Raw genomic sequence first — 19,951 nt, forward strand, 5'->3', positions numbered from 1 at the left:
ACCATTTCAACTTATTAAAACATTTATATTAAATATTTTTTGTGTAATTTCCTTGACTTAACAGCTCTGAAATGATACAATATTAATATGTGTATTATTCTTAATAAGGCAGGTGTCTGTTTTGAAAGTCAAACTTTTATCATATACTCCCGACGCAGAAAAGCTTGTGGCAACGGCAGCAAAGCTCTGCTATTCGAGCAGTGACATCGAATCCCTGAGGGACGGTCTTACAGATGAAAAGGTCGAAAGCTTCATTGATATGATCGTTTCTATCGGTCACGGAAGCGTTATGGAGCACGTAAGCTTTACTTTCGGTATCGAAGGTATTTCAAGAGCCTGCAGCCATCAGCTCGTCAGACATCGTATCGCCTCTTATTCACAGAAAAGCCAGCGTTATGTAAGCGAAAAGGGCTTTGAGTTCATCACTCCCCCGTCTATCGCGGATATTCCCGAAGCTAAAAGCGAATTCGACAGGATAATCGGAGAGATTACCGAAAGCTACGAGAAGCTTGCCGCTCTGCTTACGGAAAAGCATACTGCAGAATTCACCGCACAGGGCATGGATGAGAAAGCAGCCCGTTCAAAAGCTTCAAAGCTCGCAAATGAGGACGCACGTTTTGTCCTGCCAAACGCCTGTGAAACAAAGATCGTTATGACAATGAATATACGCTCTCTTTTCAATTTCTTCAATCACCGCTGCTGCAGCCGTGCTCAGTGGGAAATAAGAGAAGTTGCCAACGAGATGCTGAGGCAGTGCCTAAAAGTCGCTCCCCATATATTCGCTCATGCAGGTCCGTCATGTGTTGTCAGCGGAAAATGTCCCGAGGGCAAAATGACCTGCGGGAAGATAAACGAGGTCAAAGAGTACTTCTCTGCTATGAAAGAGAACATATCCTGAGTAAAATGCTTGAATTCAGAGATATAGCCATTACAGACAAGGAACGTATTACAGCCGCCCTGAATACTTCTCAGTTCATGGGCTGTGAATACAGTTTCTCAAACAATATGGCATGGAAACGCCTTGGTGATTCACAGATCTCCTTTTATAAGGATTTTTACATATGCTGTTCCTTCCGTTCCGATGACGGTGTTCCCCGTTTCTTTCTGCCGTCAGGCAGCGGAGACTACAGAGATGTCATAAACGAAATGATGAAATATTCGGAAATTCTTGGAAAGCCGCTCAGGATCGCAGGTATCACAGATACATCGCTGAATATGCTGAGTGAGCTGTTTCCTGACAGATTTTACACGGAAACAGACGACGGCGACTGGGATTATATCTACCTTTCCGATGATCTTATAACACTTCGCGGCAGAAAGTATCACAGCAAGCGAAATCACCTTGCAAGATTCAATGAGCTTGGTGCGGATTACTCTTTTATGACAGAGAGAGACTTTGATGACTGTATCACATTCAGTACTCTGGAATATAACAGCAGATCTGCTGAAACCGACCATTCATTCGTTGCCGAACAGTATGCCATCAACACATATTTCAATTATTTCGGAGAGCTCGGACTTCAGGGCGGTGTTATCCGTATTGACGGAAATGTCGCGGCATTTACTATCGGAGACAGACTTAATAACGATACATTCTGCGTACACATCGAAAAAGCCGATACCCGCTTCAACGGTATATACGCAGGTATAAACAACTGCTTTGCAGGATCTGCGGCAAGCGGATATAAATATATTAACCGTGAAGAGGATCTCGGGATAGAGGGTCTTCGAAAGGCAAAGCAGTCCTATCACCCCGCCTTTCTCCTCAAAAAATATACAGTTACTTTTAAATGAAAGGAAAAATAAAATGATATATGTTTTTCTCGCAAACGGATTTGAAGAGACGGAAGCTATCGCTCCTATTGATCTGCTCAGACGCGCAGGGAAAAAGGTAATAACAGTCGGCGTAGGCGACAATATTATTGTGGGCTCACACGGTATATCCGTTGTGACTGATACTATAGCTCAGGAAGCCCCTCTCACAGACGAGCTTGAAATGATAGTTCTTCCGGGTGGCATGCCGGGAACTCTCAATCTTGAGAAGTCTGACTATGTACAGGCTGCCATAGATTACTGTGTTTCAAACGGAAAATATATCGGTGCTATATGCGCTGCTCCATCAATACTTGGACACAAGGGACTCCTCAGAGGAAAGACTGCTGTCTGCTACGAAGGCTTTGAAACTCAGCTTGAGGGTGCAAACATCGGAAGCAGCGGTGTTGCCGAGGACGGCATATTCATTACCGCAAGAGGCGCAGGCGTTGCTGTGGACTTCGGTCTCAAGCTTGTGGAAAAAGTTCATTCAAAGGAAGAAAGCCGCCGACAGCGTAATGCTATCTTATGTGACTGATTATGGATAATAAAAAAGAATTACGAAAAGAATTTTCACATCTTCGTGCGGAAATACGCGATAAGGTATCCAAGGATATGGATATCACGGAGCGTCTTCTGCAGGAAGAAAAAGTACTTGAAGCGGATACCATAATGCTTTACGCTTCGTTCGGCTCGGAAGTCGACACGTATCTGCTGATAGACAAGCTTATAGAAATAGGGAAAAATGTTGCCCTCCCCAAATGCGGTCCCGAGCGCTCTATGACATTTCATCTGATTGGCTCGGTCGCTGATCTTCACGAGGGTATGTACCGTATCCCTGAGCCTGACAGTGCTCTTCCCCAGCCCGAAATGACTAATGATACCGTATGTATCATCCCGGGGCTTGCTTTTACCGAGGACGGCGGACGTCTCGGATACGGCGGAGGATATTATGATGAATTTATCCTCGCTCACCCGAACCTTTATACGATCGGGCTTTCTTATGAAGAACTGATCGTTGAGCAGCTGCCGCTCATGCAGCATGACCTTAAGGTCGATCTTATTGTAACAGAAGAAAGGACGGTGCTCTGCAATGACTGATAATAACGATATGATAAATGACATACTCAATCAGCTTGACAAAGAAAAAGCAGAGTCTGAAAATAATAACGCAAATCCTGCTGCCGATACCGCTGAAAAAAATGATGATCAGCTTTCGGACACAAAGGATTTCGGCAGAAAATTTGCCGACACTCCCGATATATCGGCTGCTGCCGCTGAAAGGAGAAGCGAAGCTCCTGCTCCCGTAAGGCGAAATATAAGCAGCTCACCTCGTCCTGTCGGCAGAGCCGCTTCGGAAGGCTCCCACGAAAGACCTCAGGTGTCTCAGCGTCCGGGATCTCAATATCACATCAGCAACGACGACGTTCCTGTTCGCAATATTGCAGCTGTAAAACGCAATACAGCTCACCACAAAAAGAAAAAGAAGAAAAAGAGCAGCAACAGACTTCCGGGTGTACTCATCCTGACTGTTTTCATTTTCGGTCTGTCCATCTGCCTTTCGCTCGTAATAATCGCATTCGGCAAGGATGTGCTCGGAATAGGCAAGGACGATTCCACAAAAATGATAACCATACCCGAAGGTGCCACATCTGACGACGTCTCGCAGCTCCTTTACGACGAGGGTATCATCAATTCACCCAAATGCTTCCGTCTTTTCTCAAAATTAAGGAACGATTCCGACAATTATCTCGCAGGAGAGCATTTCGTAAGCCCGAATATGGCATACGAAACTATAATAAAAAATCTTACAACTTATGAGGACGAGGAGCAGAAGGAATCTGTTACCATTACATTTGTTGAAGGAATCAATATTTTTGAAGCTGCGGATCTGCTCCAGGAACAGGGAGTCTGCAACGCCTCTGATTTCATATACGCTTTCAATGCGGGCGGTTACGGATTTGATTTTGAAGAGGAACTCCCAAAGGATCACAATCCTCTGAAATTTGCGGACGGCAGAATGGAAGGCTACTTATTCCCCGATACCTATACATTCACTGTGGATATGGAGCCCGAACAGGTATGCCAGAAAATATACTATAACTTCAATCAAAAGATCAGCGACAATAACCGCCTCAAGAGAATGAAGGAACTCGGATTGTCACTCGATCAGCTCATTACTCTTGCTTCGATCGTTCAGAAGGAAGCTCCGTTCCGTGAGGATATGAACCATGTAGCAGGTGTATTCTGGAATCGTCTCGAAAAGCCAGAAGCCGAAACAGCAGGCTTCCTCCAGTCTGACCCGACTTCAAATTATTCCAAGTACGTTATAAAAACGCGCCTTGCAGTTCCCAACAAGGAAATGATCGATGCCTACGATACGTATATAAGCAAGGGACTTCCTCCGGGAGCTATCTCAAATCCCGGACTTGACGCTATTGACGCTGTTCTTCAGAAAATGCAGACTGACGATTTCTATTTCGTTGCAAATATCTATACACGTGAGACCTTCTTCACAAAGACTCTTGATGAGCACAATGCAAAGGAGGAAGAGGTCAAGGCTGCTGTAGCGGCATACGAAGCTGAACAGGCAATACTCAAGGAACAGGAGGAAGCTAATGCAGCTGAATAATCTTGAGGTCCTTGCTCCCGCAGGCGATGAAGAACGCTTTAACGCCGCCATCGACTACGGAGCTGACGCTGTATACCTCGGACGAAAGCAGTTCGGAATGCGCGCTTCACCGATGAATTTCGATTATGAGCAGCTGTGCAATGCTGTACAGACTGCTCATGACCGCAATATAAAAGTATACCTTACCTGTAATACGCTCCCGAGGAACAATGAGATCCCTTTATTTGAGCAGTTCGTAAAAGAGGCGGTAGATGCTAAGGTAGATGCGCTTATAGTTGCTGATATCGGTCTGCTTTCCCTGATAAAGAAATATGCTCCCGATATGGAGATTCATATTTCCACTCAGACCGGCATCGTCAATTACGTTACCGCAAGGGAATTATACAATATGGGAGCGAAAAGAGTAGTTCTTGCAAGAGAGCTTTCGCTTGATGAAATTGCGGAAATTAGAGCTAAAACAAGCAGCGATCTCGATATCGAGACCTTCGTGCACGGTGCAATGTGTGTTTCATTTTCGGGAAGATGCTTATTGTCACAGTACCTTGTGAACAGGGACGCGAACCGCGGTGAATGTGCTCAGCCATGCAGGTGGGGCTACCACCTTATGGAGGAAAAGCGTCCGAACGAGTTCTTCCCTGTTTTTGAAGATGAAAAAGGCACATATATCCTTAATTCAAAGGATATGTGCATGATAGAGCATATAGACAAGCTTGCAAAGGCAGGTGTTACAAGTCTTAAGATCGAGGGCAGGGCGAAATCTGCATATTATGTCGCTGTTGTAACCAATGCGTACAGAATGGCAGTCGATCATTATTACAAGGCTCCTGATAACTTCATTCTCCCTGACTGGATTAGAGATGAAGTATATAAAGTGAGTCACAGGAAGTACTGCAACGGATTCTTCTTCGGAGTTCCAGAGGAATCACAGTACTACGAAAACAGCGGTTATATCCGCAATTATGACGTTGTTGCGGTAGTTGAAAGCTGTGAAAACGGCACTGTATACTGTTCTCAGAGAAACCGTTTCTTCGCGGGAGATAAGGTAGAAATACTTGCTCCCTCACAGAAGCCTGCTGAACTTGTACTTGACAAGCTTTATGATGAAAATGGCGAAGAGATCGAAACTGCAAACCATGCAATGATGAAGTTTTCATTCAGATCTGATCTCGTTTTCCCCAAAGGCACTGTTATCAGAAAAGAAACTACATAAAATTAAGGCTGATACATATTGTATCAGCCTTTTTTGCACTTATTTTTCTATCTTTTTGTAGTTTTTGTAGCCAAGCTCATCAAGTCGGTCCGTAAGCTTGTCCACTGTATTCTTTGCAGCGGTATCGTCAATTGTTACTTCAATCTGAACATCTTTTTCTTTTGAAGATATTTCCTTTATAAGTTCATCAAAAGAAAGCATACTGTTATTATAAACATATTCATTCTTTGAAATTGATATACTGATTACCTCTGCATTTGTTTTCCCTTCTGTTTCCTTTTCTGTTACTTTTTCTGATGTGATAGGTTCGGTCTTATCAGCTACTTCTGATACGCTTGTATCATTTTTTTCCTCACCTTTCTCTGATTTTTTTCCAAAGCCTCCAAATCCTTTAAAATGTAATAGCAGCAAAATAGCGGCTGCTATTAACGCTACAACTAAAACTATTGCTAAAAACTTTTTCATATAAATTACCTCACTTGTTTAAATTTGAAAAATATAGATTAGGATATTCGCGCTGAATATCATCTATTGCTTCATCAATTGCTCTAAAAGCTTTTGCTGTGCCGTATTGTTCGCCATTATATGAAAGAATACAAAGATATGTATCATCAGTTGAAAATCCCGATTGTTTCAAAATATCTTTGATTGAACCTTTTATATCATCAGTTTCTTTGGAATTAATTTCACAACGCATTTTTTTGCCATACGTAATAGTTAAGTTCCAGTTATCACTTTTATCGATAACTTCAAGGCGGAAATCAAAATACTCTCCTTTATCAAATGAATTCAATGCTTGCTGATTAGCAGCAGCATTTTCATCCATTGATTCTATTCGGTTCCATTCCTTTGAAGCCTCTTCCCGCCATTCTTCTTGTTCCTTTTCATTTTCAAGCTGTTTTCTTTCGTTTTCCTCAATAAGCTCATTATACGAAGCTTCTGCTCTTTTGGCCTTATTAGTTACTTCCTCAGTGTCAATTGTACTGTATAAAACAAAAAAGAAAAGAATAATCATTATTACGTCAAGCAAAGAAGTAAAATCAAGAATAACCTCACGTATTTTCATATTCTCCACCTTGATTTATTCTTAAGTGATTCATCAATACCATATTTAATAAGTTTTTTCTTTAAAGACAAAAGTCTCTGTATTAAATCCTCAACATCAGCAAAATAATAAGCATTAACAATTTTATAACCAACGGCAAAAATAATGCCCCATGTTGTCGAAGTCAAAGCATCTAAAAAACTACTTTGTGCAGCATTAATCGCCGCTGTATCATTCATATCAATACTAAGAAGTGCAATAACTGTGCCAAACATTCCTAAAAGAGGGAAAATAGAAATCAAGGTTATAAAAACTGTATAACTTCTGTTTAAATGTTTATAGCTATCGAATATTTTATTGTTTTTTTCAGGATTATTTGATAATTCGTCACTTTTTTCTTCCCAATCAAATATATCATTATCAACAAGATTTCTTAGTTTATTAACTTTTAAAACAACATACAATGTTATAAAGCCAAAAATCAATATATACATGTCAGATGAAATGATGCTTTTTAATAATTTTGCGATAATATTCATTATATCACCTCATCTCCTATTATACAGCATAAAACAACAAAATGCAAGATATTTTACGAATAACAATAAAAAACTCCGCCAAAGCGGAGCAAAATGAGCTTATTCGGTTTGCTTTTTTTCTCTTTTCATATTGATTATATGCACTGCAAAGGTAACTCCAGCACCGAGAAGAAGTATCAGATAGAATGTAAGTCCTCGGCTGATGAGAAGCGCAGGTTTTACGAGTTCGACGCCAAATATATCGGTAAAAGCCAGAAGGAAGCAGCCTTCAGAAATACCTGCCGCCCCGGGGAGCGGAAGCATTTCCACTGCAACTCCAATAAGGATCTGGAGTGTCAGGATATCAATAAATCTCGTACTGCTCAGTCCGTATGCCCTGTAAACTATCCACGTAATACTGAAAAGACAAATCCTTTGCGCCGCTGTGATAAGAAAGACCTTGAACACAACAGAAAGGTTACGCTTGATATAATCAGCTCCCATAGCATAGGTATCACATATCCTTATGAGCTTTTCGGTATATTTTTCCTTGTTTTTCCTTTTCATTATCCTGATCTTCGTGAGCAGATCAACGACCTTTATGCCAAGAGCTCTTGCCCAAATGGGCTTTATAAATATCAGCAGAAGAGCAGCTATGAACGAAAGATTAAGAACAAACCCGAGAACGATCAGCCATTTCATATCTCCGGCGTATTGTCTCACTACATCAAAATTAAACGCAAGAAATCCAAGCGCCATAAGAACAAGGACCGATTTATATGCTATAGTAATAAGAAGCATGATAAGCGTGGAATATCCGATCTTGATCTTGTCTTTTTTCATATGATACATCTGCATCGGCTGACCGCCTGTGGACGAAGGCGTGATATAACTGAAAAAGAAACCGATAAACGAATATTTAAGGCATTTAAGAAAGCTCGTTCTCTGTTCGAGCACCCTGAGCATATAATGTATGATACTCGCTTCACCTGCAACAAACAGTACGGCAGCGCAAGCTCCCAAGGCGATCCACCGCGGCTTTGCACCTTTCAGATCGCGGATTATCTCGGGGAGCTCCTGCTCTTTAAAGATGAGATGGAGCGTAAAAAACGTTATAACAAGAATAAGACCGACATTCAACGCATATTTCATTATTTTTTTAATAATGTCACCCCCGCGCGAATGATCAGAAATGTATAGTTAGCAACTTTAATTATATCATAACACTTCTTTAATGTCAATATTCATGGATATACGTACATATAGTTGATAGCATTAACAATATTTATGATTTCTTATTCAATATTTTACGTTTATACTCAAGTGCGGTCATTCCCGTTTTATTTTTAAAAAGCTTCATAAAATACGACTGCTCTGTATATCCGCACTTTTCTGCGACCTCACATACGTTCAGGTTAGTGCTTACAAGAAGTCTTTCCGCAAGGGCTATCCTTGCTGAAATAACATCCGTATTAAAGCTTACATCGACATATTTCTTATAAATATGCTGAAAATATGACTGACTGAGACGAAGCTTTTCAGCTTCATCCGCCGCATTCCAGTTAAGCTGGGGTTCTTCGTAGATATTATCATGCAGTTCAAGAATTATCGACATATAGATATTTCCCGCAAATCTCTGAGGATCACGGCTGTCCTCAAGCTTGCGTACAAGCTCGCTTATAAGCTCCTCGGGAGCAGATATGCTGCTTGTAACAGCTGTAAAATGTGATATCATAGGCGAAAGCTGTATTTCCTGATGCTTTTCTATCATTTTTATGTTGGATTTGAGCGTGTTTATGAAAAGCTGCCCCGGGAACTCAGAACCGTCGCACTCCCCTATTATAAGGAATTCGTCCCTGCTTATCCTTGCAGCGAGCTCACCTCTGATGCAGGAAAGATTTACTGCCTGTGCAAAGGAAACATATATCTTTTTCTGATGTTCCTCACCAAGACTTCGCCTTGTCTGCTCGATATCCTCTATACTGTACAGTACACCGAAGTAATCCTTATCGCCGTCAAGCTTCTCCATATGGGATATTATGCCTTTTCTGCTGAATAGTCCAGTAAGTATGTCGCGTTCGGAAAGTCTCTGTATCTTATCATTCAGATACTTCTCATGTTCAAGCATTCTAATCCGCTCTATGCTGTCAGCGGCGATCTGACAGAATTCACCGTAAAACTGCTCGAAGACTATTTCTTTATAGCTGTATCTCCTTACGCAGTAGCCAAAACTGTTGTCAAGGTAATGCAGAGGGGTACAAAAATACGTCCTCGGCTCGGGTACGATATCTTTTTCGGGAATAATGCTTTCAAGTCTGAAATCCTTCGGAGTAGGATCACCCTTATAATCAACATGAGTGACAATACACTTCATTTTCTTGGTATAGCCGCTTTTTCTGTCCGAGATCTCAGACTTATTGTCCGCAAACATATCCTCGCAAAGACATATAAAGAAATCCCCTGATACGTCGAGAAGGTACATATTTCTCAGCATTGCTTCCGAAAATTCTCTGATATCCTTTACATTGCTCATGATAGAGGAATAATTGCTGTGCATGAAAATATTGGCTCTCATAGCCTTATCAAGCATTTTTTGGCTGATATCTGCATTTTGTGCAAGACTCTCCCTGCATCCGCAACTCGCTCCTATCCGCAGATACGGGTGAGTATGTACAGTCCTGTGCTTCTTATCTCCGCTTATAAGCTCATGCAGCCTGCATACAGCGTTTACTGCATTTTCAAGATATGCACCGCTGAATGAAGTAAGGGATGGCTGATAATAGTTAACGTCCGGGTTTCCGTCATATCCGCCGACCGATATTTCCTCGGGTATGCGTATACCGTTTTTTATAAGTGTAAGGCACAACTGTAAAGCCATGTAGTCGCTTCCGCAGACAATTGCCTGCGGTTTTTTCAGCTCTCCCGAAACTATTTTCTCAGCAAATTCAATTGCCTTTCCTATCCAGAAATCGCCGTAAAAGATATGGTCATTACAAACTGAAAGTCCGTTTTCGTTCAAAGCGTCCTTAAATCCTTTTATTCTCTCTTCCGAATGTACTTCGCCCTCGGGACCGCTAAGACAGTAAATATCCGTAAATCCATGCACTTTTATAAAATGCTCTGTCAGCTTTCGGAAGCATTCCCTGTCGTTCTGGAGACAATCCTCAAAATGACCGCTCTGAAAGTCGAGTGAAACTACAGGGATGGTTTTCTCCTTCAGCATATTATCAAGTTTCTGAGCAAGAGCACCGCTGTAAAACGAGCCGAGGTCCACAACTGCTCCGTCGAATTTGAGCTGAAATATGAGCGAATAGATATTTTCATCGCCCTTCATATAGTCTCCCCCGTCATCATAGTTGACAAAATGAGTAAGAACTATAAGATCGTAGCCAAGCATAGCCGACTGCTCGGACATTACCTTTATCATGCTCGTCTGATAAAGCGTATCAGTGTTTGCCGTTATAAGAGCCAGTCTTTTTCGCATACCGCACCTCCTGTACAATATTCTTCATTCCCATTATACTATATTATAATTCTGAAATCAACACAAAAAAGCTGAAATGTACATAATTGTAATTTGATACAGCATTGAATTATACACTTGCATATTATATAATATAATCATAATAATGTTTATTTCAATACCGTGCATTTAATAAAAATGAAAGGACGAAGTACAATGAATAAATTTATAAAAAAAGGATGTACAGCTCTTATCGCTGTTGTTACCCTTGCTTCATCGCTGACGGCGTTTACAGATCGCAGCGGTGATAAAAAAGCTGTGGCTCTGGCTGCTGTAAATATAAACAGCCCGATCGCTGAAAGCAGCAGCGTCAGTGCGGGCGCATATACGATCCCGGAGCTGAATATTCCCTCAAAGGATATCCCAAACACAGAGGGTATCAATTTCGTAAAGGATATGCGACTCGGCTGGAACCTCGGAAACACGCTGGACGCAATCGATGATACAGGCTGGGTAGGCAGTGAAATGGGCATAGAGACCTGCTGGAACGGCGGCTACAAGACCTCAAAGGAAATGATAGACACTGTTAAAGCCGCAGGCTTCCGAACTGTAAGGATTCCCGTTTCATGGCACAATCACGTTGACGGAAGCTATAATATAACCAAGCAGTGGATGGACAGAGTTCAGGAAGTCGTTGATTACGCTATTGACGACGGTATGTACGTGATCCTCAATGTTCACCATGATAACGATCTGAAATATATGTATCCCGATTCTGCTCATTATGAGCAGTCAAAAAAGTATATGACAACTGTATGGTCACAGATAGCCGACCGCTTCAAGGACTATGACAACAAGCTCATATTTGAGACTATGAACGAGCCAAGACTTGTCGGACATCAGAATGAATGGTGGATAAATCCTTCAAACGGCGATTGTATCGACGCTATCAAGACTATAAACAAGCTCAATCAGGACGTACTTGATACTATCCGTTCATCAGGCGGCAATAACGGTACAAGATATGTAGCTGTTCCGGGTTATGACTGCTCCGTAGACGGTGCTACTAACGAGAATTTCAAGCTTCCTGCGGATTCAGCTCAGAACAGACTGATAGTTGCCGTCCATGCATATCTCCCCTATGGATTTGCACTTGCAGAGGAAAGCGATTCTCAGAGCGTCAATTACTTCAATATAAATACCGATACGGGAGAGATACAGCAGGCTATCGACAAGGTGTACAATCAGTACACTTCAAAGGGTATCCCCGTATATATCGGTGAATACGGTGCTCGTGACAAGGGCGGCAACGTACAGCCCCGTATTGACTGTGCCTCCTACTTCACAGCTTATGCATCCTCAAGAGGAATAACCTGCTGCTGGTGGGACGATATCAGCTTTATGCTCCTTGACAGATCAAACTGCACATGGAAGCAGCCTGAGATCGTTCAGGCAATAAATAAATATGCAAGAGGCGACGCTCAGTCAACTATCGTTACAACTGTTTCAAAGCCTGTAACTACCACAACAACTACCACGACTGCCCCTATTTCCGACAGCAGTAAGATATACGGCAAGAAAGGTTCGGAAGGAAGAGTCGACTTCGGCAAAGCTATCGGTGAGACTGCCTTTGTTGAAGTAAAATTCTCAAGCAATACAAACTTTATGAACGGCTGTCTCGGATTTTCACCTTCAATTGACGGCAAGAATTACTGGGTAGCATATGTGTGGGAAACAAATAAGTCCGATACTATCACCATTGATATCAATTCACCAAAGCAGATAATGGACGTTTCTTCGACAGAAGCAGTTGCTATTACATATGAAGAAACCATCGCAAAGCTCGTTTCAATTATAAAAGAGCAGAAATCAGCTATTCTTCAGGCTTGGTACGCTTCCGACAAATCGGGCAAACAGATAGATCCTGCTGAATCAGGTGCTGAAAGTCTTGAAGCATTCATCGTTTCGGACAGAAATTCAAACGAAACAACTACCACAACGACCACCTCCGAAACAACAACAACAACAACTACTACTACTACTGCTGCTGCTTCCACTGAGACTTCTTCGTCATCGACCTCCACAACCACGGAAAAAACCGAAAACATCAAGTATGGTGATTCAAACTGCGACGGTCAGATCGATCTTGCAGATGCTGTTCTTATCATGCAGGAGCTCGCAAATCCTTCACGCTATGGTATAAACGGAACTGATGAAAAGCATATTACTGAGCTTGGCCTGAAAAACGCAGACTGCTATATGACCGGTGACGGTGTTACAAACAACGATGCTGTTGCGATACAGAAGTTCTGTCTCAACCTTTTGGAACAATTCCCTGCTTATTGAGATTTGAATATACCCTCCACTATATTAAAAGGCTTTCATTGACTTGAGAGCCTTTTAATTTTTGCACTCAATATGTTAATTATTTATAAATTATCAGCATCATTCATTGAAAATACAGTAAAAATATGCTATAATATAAAAAATCATAATATATGAGGAATACTGCTTGATCTTAACTTTTAAGTATTTCTTTTATCCTTTCTTACTAACTTAAATGAAAGCGAGTGATCTAATGAATTTTACTTCCGAAGATATCAGGGCTGCTCTTAAAAAAGGCGAAATATGTGCTTATTATCAGCCTCAGTATGATACTGTCACAAGCAAGATCAAAAGTGCGGAAGCTCTCGCACGATGGATCAAGCCTGACGGTTCGCTCATATCACCTTTCTTTTTCATTCCCGTTGCGGAAGAAACCGACCTCATCATGGACATCGACTGGCATATTGTTGAGCTCGTCTGCAATACACTCTGCAAACAGGAAGGATATGCGCGCCACAGGATTTCCATTAACTTCTCAAGACGTCATATCTATGAGGAAAACTTCACGGAAAAGCTTTCTAAGATCGTTGACAGCTACGAATTGCCTCATAAGCTAATTGAAATAGAAATTACCGAATCTGCAATGGTTAATGACGCTCAGAAGATACTTGAGTGGATAAATTCTGCAAGATCAGCAGGCTTCAGGATCGCTATAGACGATTTCGGAAGCGGACTTTCATCACTTCAGTTCGTCAAGGATGTTCCCGCAGATGTTCTGAAAATAGACAAATCACTGCTCAGTCAGAACTGTGAGAACGAAAAAGAGCGTATAGTTCTTGAGAGTATATTCAATTTTGCTCACCGTCTGCATATGCGTACGATCGCTGAAGGCGTGGAAACAAAGGAGCAGCTCGCATTTCTGCGTACCTGCGGATGCAACAGGATACAGGGCTATATCTTTGCAAAGCCTATGCCGGAGGAGGACTATCTTGCAATATGCAAGCTTGATAAAAATGCGGAGGAACCTGCCGATATACTGCAGCTGCAAAGCCCCGCAAGCGCGATAAATCTTCTTATGGGAGTTATTTTCCGCCGATATCCCCTTGTTATATTCTCGAATCTTTCACGTAATACATTCTATATGATGGCATATCAGGATTTTACGTCAACAAGCTGCCCGTCGGCAGGTATTTTTGATGAGCTGATCTTTCATGGGACTCAGACAATGTATCCCGATGATAAAGATATTTTTGCCTCAACATTTGACAGGTCAAATCTAATACGCGATTATGCAAACGGTAAGTCTGAGATACGCCTTGTTACTCGTCAGCTGGGAGACGACGGCATCTATCGGCGTGTAGAAACTACTGTATATTTCCTTAAAAGCGACTCGTCGGACGATCTCCTTACAATAACATTATGCGACAATCTTCCCGACGAATGATAATATTTGCTTTAAAATCCGCTATTTTACTTTTATTTACAAAATTACAGCAATTTTTGAACATTTAATGTCAATTCTGCTTAATTTTATTATTGACTTTATATTAAAATTGTGATATTATTATATTAGAGAAATAGTTCGTTCAGACCGAGGTGATTGATACTATGAACGCAAAACTGAGAACTATTGCATTCTTCGGATGCAGCTTCACCAGCAGATACAGACAGGACCTGTGCAGAACATTTAATATTGCCGCGGAAGAGTTGAAGATCAACATAGTATACATCAACTCGCTCGGCAAAATAGGCAATAAAAACGCACAGTACGGCGACTACGAGTTTGACCTGATAGATATGATCGACCTCAGACAGTTTGACGGTATAATTTTTGACGGCGAAGGCTACAATGTTGAGGGTATGGCGGAAAAGGTAATACACAAACTTAAAGAAGCATCATGCCCCGTTATATCCATAAGTACTCATGTAGATGGTTTTTATAATATCGAATTCAATGATACGGGCGGTATCAGAATGCTTATAGAGCATTTTATCGATCATCACCACTTTACAAAGATCGGATTCATGTCAGGCTACCTTAGTCATCCCGACGCTCAGATACGACTTAAGGAGTTTCAGACAATTATGACTGAAAGAGGCCTGCCCGAAAACGGTGTAGGTATGTTTGAAGGTGATTTCTGGTTCCATAAGGGAGAAGAAGCCGCCGATTACTTCCTTTCTCAGCCCGAAGTTCCGGAAGCTATCGTATGTGCAAATGACTATATGGCAATAGCACTTATCACTGCTCTGAAAAAAAGAGGTATACGTATTCCCGATGATATTGCTATTTCGGGTTTTGACGGTACCTTTGAGGGACAGGAATTCCTTCCTCATCTTACTTCGGCAACGAGAGAGAGAGTTCAGATCGCACGTAAGTCTCTTGCTCTTTTTGAGAGCCTTTGGAACAAAAAAGGCTTTGATATGGACCTGAATATTTCTTCAAAGGCAATATATAATCAGTCATGCGGCTGTTCAAAGCTCGATTATAAATTTGAAGCTGAAAATGTCAACAGAGTCTATGAGATAAACCGTAACTTCAGCTATAACCTGTACGATGCGGAATCGGCTCTTCTCAAGCTCAATAAGGTCGACAGCCTGCTGATGCTCGGCAATGTCTTCATCGAGACCTCCATAAATTTCGGCGATTACAATTCATTCTTCCTTATGCTTCATAAGGATACCAGCGGAAAGCTTTCCAGCGACAGTGATTTCCTCTGCCCGTCAGGTGAATTCACTCCTGCCGTGTGGATAGATAAAAAGAATGAATATACCGAGTCAGAGCATTCGTTCAATGTATCATCGCTTATACCGAAATCATTATCGGATAAGCCTCACGTCTTTTATGTCATGAGCGTTCACTGTGTTGAAAGAATGTTCGGTTATGCGGTTATAGAAATGAACAGCAAGGAGATATTCAACGAGTTCTATAATGTCTGGCTCCTTAATATGGCAATGACAATTGAAACTCTTTATAAAAACGATAAGATCAGCAAGCTTATCGGGAAGCTTGAAAACCTCAGTATTCGTGACGGTCTTACAGGTATGCTCAACCGACGCGGGTTTGACGACCATTCACGGGAGGCTATACGTCAGTTCACCTCCAGAAGAACAGTCTGCACCATGGTCATAGATATGGACGGTCTAAAGCATATTAACGACGATTACGGTCACTACGAGGGCGACCGTGCTATCAAATCGGCCGCCGAGATCATCAATCAGTGCTGTGATTCTGGCGAAATTGCAGGCAGAGCCGGCGGTGATGAGTTCTATATCTTTGCACCGAAGTATTCGCAAAGGCAGCTCGACAGATTTATTGAACGTCTGCAAAGCGCTATAGAAAGGCACAATCGCCACTCCAATAAACCTTATAATATCGAACTGAGTTTCGGTTCATTCCTGATTGAAACCGATTCAAACGCCAAGCTCGAGGATTATATCAAAATAAGCGACTCAAGAATGTATGAACAGAAACTGTCCAAGCCTGGCAGAAGAAAATAAAAATGTCCCCTTTCGGGGACATTTTTTATGTATTGATGTTTTTTATCAATAAAACGAATTAAGCGACAGCGTTGATCTCCGAACATTACAGTTCCTGATACATCATACCGTGCTTTGTACAGTACCAGACAAGTCTGCCTGATCTGTAAACAGGCATGGTTATCTGTATATTCCACTCGGGATACTGTTTAAATACTGTCACTGTATTATCCCTGACATATGCTACAAACGAGATATAATGCTCCTTTTTCATTTCATGGGCGGTGTGTATGTACAATTCACCGCCTATATCTTCAACTTTTAACCTCTCGCTTTCTTCGGCTTTTCTCGGCTCTAATGCAGTGAGCTTACTGCCGCAGCAGATTATGGACGCATCCGAAGTTGCTGTGATAATATTCCCGCATTTCGGACAAACATAGAATTTCATCTTTTTCATATTACCTTTCTCGCTTTCTTTACTTTCAATATTTCCCGATAATAGAACACTGATATCAGTCCCCAGTATGCCTGCGAGCTCTGAAAGGATGGATATATCGGGGCATCCGTGCCCTCTTTCCCATTTGGAAACAGCCTTATCGCTGACATTCAGTTTCTCCGCAAGCTGCTTCTGTGTGAGTTTGAGCTCGTTCCTGAGGGTCCTTATGAGCTCTCCCGTCTTTTCCTGATCCATTTTATCACCTCTTTTTTGTTTCATAGCTCCTTCTTTTATAATTATAGCTTAAAATAATATCACAGTCAATCTACGATCAGTAGAGATGAAAAAAGTCTGTATAAGATATTTTATACAGACTTTTTTCTTTTTATTTAATCATTTATGATGAGCTTACGCATAAGGCAAAGATCAAAAATATCTATTCTGTTGTCACGGCAAAGATCTCCGTTATGCCAGTTTGTCAGGCTGCCTCTTCCGAGAAGGAAACGCTGCATTACTGCGAGGTCAGCGACAGTAAATTCTCCGTCACCGTTAACATCACCTTCTGCCTCGGCTTTCCCGCTTATTTCATCTGATGTAAGAGCGCATTTGTATATCTTTATATTGTCAATGCTTCCCTTGAAGTTACTGTCATCCGAGTAATACGACTTACCGAGATAACAGCTCGTTCCCGAACCCATATCGGCAAGCTGGCCGTGCGTTTCGGTCGTATGCAGGACTTTCCTGCCGTCAATATAAAGCTTTGTATCCGCCCCGTTCACAACAAGTGTATAATTATGCCATTCCGTACCGTTCAGATCGTACACAAGTTCTGTCTCATCGCGCCATGAATCAGTAGTTGCGGCAAATCTGAACAGATCTTTTGCAACACGGAAGAAAACGTACTTTTCATCGTTCTTTCCTGCGGCAAAGGTAAAGAAATTGCCATCGGACTCCGATCTGATATCCATACTTACAGTATAGTCACGGCAGCCGTCAAGCATACCCGTCGGAAACACGGTGTATGACTCATCGCTTCCGTCGAAACAGAGCACATTTCCTTTCTGCTGATCCTGTATAACGGATACTCCTCCATTAAGACTAAGATTGCCAAGACTGCCTTCAAAATCTATGTCAACATAAGGCTTTGGCTTATCACATTCACTTACAGGAATTCCGAAAACCTTTACTTCGTAAACTGTAGGTGTATACCAGTTATTGTCGGGATTGTTCTGAAGTGTGGCGTTTTGAACATTAAGCCGCACATACCGCGCTTTGCCCGAAAGCATATCACTGTTGAAGCCGTATGTTTTATTTACGGTCTCACTGCTTTTATCGGTATGGTCGAGTAGCTTTGTCCAGTTCACTCCGTCAAGGCTGCCTTCAACAGTATAGGTATAATAACCCTCAGAGCCCTTGCAGATATACCATGAGGTCTGTATATTGGAAAGCTTGCATACCCTTTCAAGATCTACCTGCAAATAAAAAGGCCATTTCTTATAATCTCCTATAGCAGTAAAAGAGCTCTGATACGAACCGTCAAAGGCTTTGGAGGGTGAACTGCTGCTCTTTGCAGCAAGTGATGATGAAGCAGGTCTGTCCTGTGAAAGCAGCTCACCCTGCTGAACAGGATAAAGCTCTCCCGTAGCTGTATTATACTTAAAATAAGGACAATAATCATAAAACGCAAAGCCGTTGTCGAAATAGAGCGGACAAAGTGTTGTTCCGCTCGTTGATGAAGATCTCAGCCAGCGGTAAGCGTGCATGATGTAATTCTTGTCCTGCATATTTACTATCCAGCCGGACTGTGACGAAAAAGTTGAAGTGTTTCCGATGCTGCGGAGCTCGCTCCACTCCCCCTTAAGATCTTTTGTCACGCTGTATGCACCGCTGCTCGGATACCAGCCTGCCGCCTGAGAGGTAAAGAGAAAATAATAGTCGTCTTTTTTTATAAGATTCGGGAATTCACGGTACTGATCCTCAAAAAGTGTGGTCACTACCTCAGTAACATCGCTGTAATCGTCGTTCATTCGGAATATATACATGGTCGCATTTGCTCCCTGCCCCTCTTTGTTGGCAGCTGCGATAAGATATCCCGAACCGTCATCATCAAAAAATATAGCCATATCACGTACCTGTATACCGAGCGGATTGTACACATGATGCACGGTAAACTGTCCGCCCGGAGTTCCTGTGATAACAAGCGCCTTGCCGTCACTGTATCCGCTTGGCTTTTCCCAGTGCGCCCATACAACGACCTTGTTCTTTTCGGGAATATAGTCTATATGGACTGATTCTATCTTGCAGCTTGCAAGCGCGGAATTCTGTGAACTGTCAGCAGCATTTCTCTCGCTGCCAAAGTGTATACCGTCGCTTGAAACAGTCTCGGCAAGGTATATGTCGTCCTTCCCCGAATGTTTTTTCAAAGAGTAGCTGTAGTAGGTATTGCCGACTTTATATCCGTTTGTATCATATTTAAGGCTGCTTCCCTTCTGATTGTCATACGTATTCAATCCCGAAGGCAGAACACATGGTGTAAGCGACTTTACCGAGGAACAAAGCTCCTTGCCTTTTGATGTGACTTTTAGCTGATAATAGTAAGTTGTTCCCATATCCATATCATTGTCACAGAATGAGTTTCCGTTTCCTTCATAGATACTGATAAAATTGCTCTCGGGATCTGTCGAGCGGTAAAGAGTATATTTGTCGGCTGAAAGAGTCGTTGCCCACTGTAGTTCCGCATGATCTGCGTTTTTACCGTCCGCAATGCAGAAAAGGTTTCCGACAAGTCCGATATCATCTGATACGGCGACCGACTCAGCCGATACATAATTATTTGCGTTTCCTTTAAAGCTGGTGCCTGTCAGCAGCATTGCCGAACTGCATACAGCAGCGGCAAAGAGCTTAAATAAGCTTTTTAGATAAACATTCATTTCTGTAGTTCAACTCCTTTTTTATTATTTTCTGTCAAGCATATTATATCACGGCAAGGAATATATTGCAATATTTCTATGGAATTTATCTTTACATATCTTT

At 41.9% G+C, this 19,951-nt stretch carries 16 protein-coding genes; 9 read left to right on the forward strand and 7 right to left on the reverse strand.

The window, feature by feature from the left end:
- The first annotated feature begins 121 nt into the window (after positions 1–121).
- The 6 genes from thyX to Q0R37_RS03865 are packed head-to-tail and all read left to right on the forward strand — an operon-like array spanning position 122 to position 5,654.
- Positions 122–898 carry an FAD-dependent thymidylate synthase gene (gene thyX, locus Q0R37_RS03840; RefSeq protein ID WP_294751469.1) on the forward strand — a complete coding sequence of 259 codons (777 nt, stop codon included), beginning with the start codon at positions 122–124 and terminating at the stop codon, positions 896–898.
- A 5-nt stretch (positions 899–903) separates the two neighbouring features.
- Positions 904–1,794, forward strand: a complete 891-nt coding sequence (locus Q0R37_RS03845; protein ID WP_294751472.1) for a phosphatidylglycerol lysyltransferase domain-containing protein — start codon at positions 904–906, stop codon at positions 1,792–1,794.
- Positions 1,795–1,807: 13 nt separating this feature from the next.
- Complete coding sequence (locus Q0R37_RS03850) at positions 1,808–2,350, forward strand: DJ-1 family glyoxalase III (protein WP_294751475.1); 543 nt, start codon at positions 1,808–1,810, stop codon at positions 2,348–2,350.
- Between the two features lie 2 nt (positions 2,351–2,352).
- Positions 2,353–2,913, forward strand: a complete 561-nt coding sequence (locus Q0R37_RS03855; RefSeq protein ID WP_294751477.1) for a 5-formyltetrahydrofolate cyclo-ligase — start codon at positions 2,353–2,355, stop codon at positions 2,911–2,913.
- Positions 2,906–4,444 carry an endolytic transglycosylase MltG gene (gene mltG / locus Q0R37_RS03860; RefSeq protein WP_294751479.1) on the forward strand — a complete coding sequence of 513 codons (1,539 nt, stop codon included), beginning with the start codon at positions 2,906–2,908 and terminating at the stop codon, positions 4,442–4,444. Before Q0R37_RS03855 ends, mltG begins: the two co-directional genes overlap by 8 nt.
- On the forward strand, positions 4,431–5,654 hold the full coding sequence (locus Q0R37_RS03865; protein WP_294751482.1) for a U32 family peptidase: 1,224 nt from the start codon (positions 4,431–4,433) through the stop codon (positions 5,652–5,654). The genes mltG and Q0R37_RS03865 overlap by 14 nt, the downstream gene beginning before the upstream one ends.
- A gap of 39 nt (positions 5,655–5,693) precedes the next feature.
- Here Q0R37_RS03865 and Q0R37_RS03870 read toward each other — a convergent pair whose 3' ends face one another.
- The 5 genes from Q0R37_RS03870 to Q0R37_RS03890 all read right to left on the reverse strand — a co-directional run bounded on the left by Q0R37_RS03870 (position 5,694) and on the right by Q0R37_RS03890 (position 10,701).
- Positions 5,694–6,119, reverse strand: coding sequence for a hypothetical protein (locus tag Q0R37_RS03870; RefSeq protein ID WP_294751483.1), 426 nt, complete (start codon positions 6,117–6,119; stop codon positions 5,694–5,696).
- Between the two features lie 10 nt (positions 6,120–6,129).
- Entirely contained in the window at positions 6,130–6,720 is a 591-nt protein-coding gene (locus Q0R37_RS03875; RefSeq protein ID WP_294751486.1) for a hypothetical protein, read from the reverse strand.
- The gene (locus Q0R37_RS03880; protein ID WP_294751489.1) at positions 6,717–7,238 is read right to left on the reverse strand and encodes a MotA/TolQ/ExbB proton channel family protein; all 522 of its coding nucleotides are present in this window, start codon (positions 7,236–7,238) and stop codon (positions 6,717–6,719) included. The genes Q0R37_RS03875 and Q0R37_RS03880 overlap by 4 nt, the downstream gene beginning before the upstream one ends.
- Positions 7,239–7,337: 99 nt before the next feature.
- Entirely contained in the window at positions 7,338–8,357 is a 1,020-nt protein-coding gene (locus Q0R37_RS03885) for a lysylphosphatidylglycerol synthase transmembrane domain-containing protein (protein ID WP_294751491.1), read from the reverse strand.
- 145 nt (positions 8,358–8,502) lie between these two features.
- Complete coding sequence (locus tag Q0R37_RS03890) at positions 8,503–10,701, reverse strand: substrate-binding domain-containing protein (RefSeq protein ID WP_294751494.1); 2,199 nt, start codon at positions 10,699–10,701, stop codon at positions 8,503–8,505.
- Positions 10,702–10,896: 195 nt separating this feature from the next.
- Between Q0R37_RS03890 and Q0R37_RS03895 the strand changes: the two genes are divergently transcribed.
- From Q0R37_RS03895 to Q0R37_RS03905, 3 genes are all read left to right on the forward strand, one after another.
- Positions 10,897–13,026, forward strand: a complete 2,130-nt coding sequence (locus Q0R37_RS03895) for a cellulase family glycosylhydrolase (RefSeq protein ID WP_294751497.1) — start codon at positions 10,897–10,899, stop codon at positions 13,024–13,026.
- Between the two features lie 232 nt (positions 13,027–13,258).
- Positions 13,259–14,449 (forward strand): EAL domain-containing protein, encoded by a 1,191-nt coding sequence (locus Q0R37_RS03900; protein WP_294751500.1) that lies wholly within the window; start codon positions 13,259–13,261, stop codon positions 14,447–14,449.
- A 164-nt stretch (positions 14,450–14,613) separates the two neighbouring features.
- Entirely contained in the window at positions 14,614–16,503 is a 1,890-nt protein-coding gene (locus Q0R37_RS03905; protein WP_294751503.1) for a GGDEF domain-containing protein, read from the forward strand.
- Positions 16,504–16,588: 85 nt separating this feature from the next.
- On the opposite strand, the gene Q0R37_RS03910 is transcribed toward Q0R37_RS03905, so the two are convergent.
- Both Q0R37_RS03910 and Q0R37_RS03915 read right to left on the reverse strand, forming a co-directional pair.
- Positions 16,589–17,197 carry a helix-turn-helix domain-containing protein gene (locus Q0R37_RS03910; protein WP_294751506.1) on the reverse strand — a complete coding sequence of 203 codons (609 nt, stop codon included), beginning with the start codon at positions 17,195–17,197 and terminating at the stop codon, positions 16,589–16,591.
- Between the two features lie 110 nt (positions 17,198–17,307).
- Positions 17,308–19,848, reverse strand: a complete 2,541-nt coding sequence (locus Q0R37_RS03915) for a LamG-like jellyroll fold domain-containing protein (protein WP_294751508.1) — start codon at positions 19,846–19,848, stop codon at positions 17,308–17,310.
- Between the last annotated feature and the right edge of the window lie 103 nt (positions 19,849–19,951).

Source organism: uncultured Ruminococcus sp. (genome assembly GCF_946415235.1).
Classification (GTDB): domain Bacteria; phylum Bacillota; class Clostridia; order Oscillospirales; family Ruminococcaceae; genus Ruminococcus.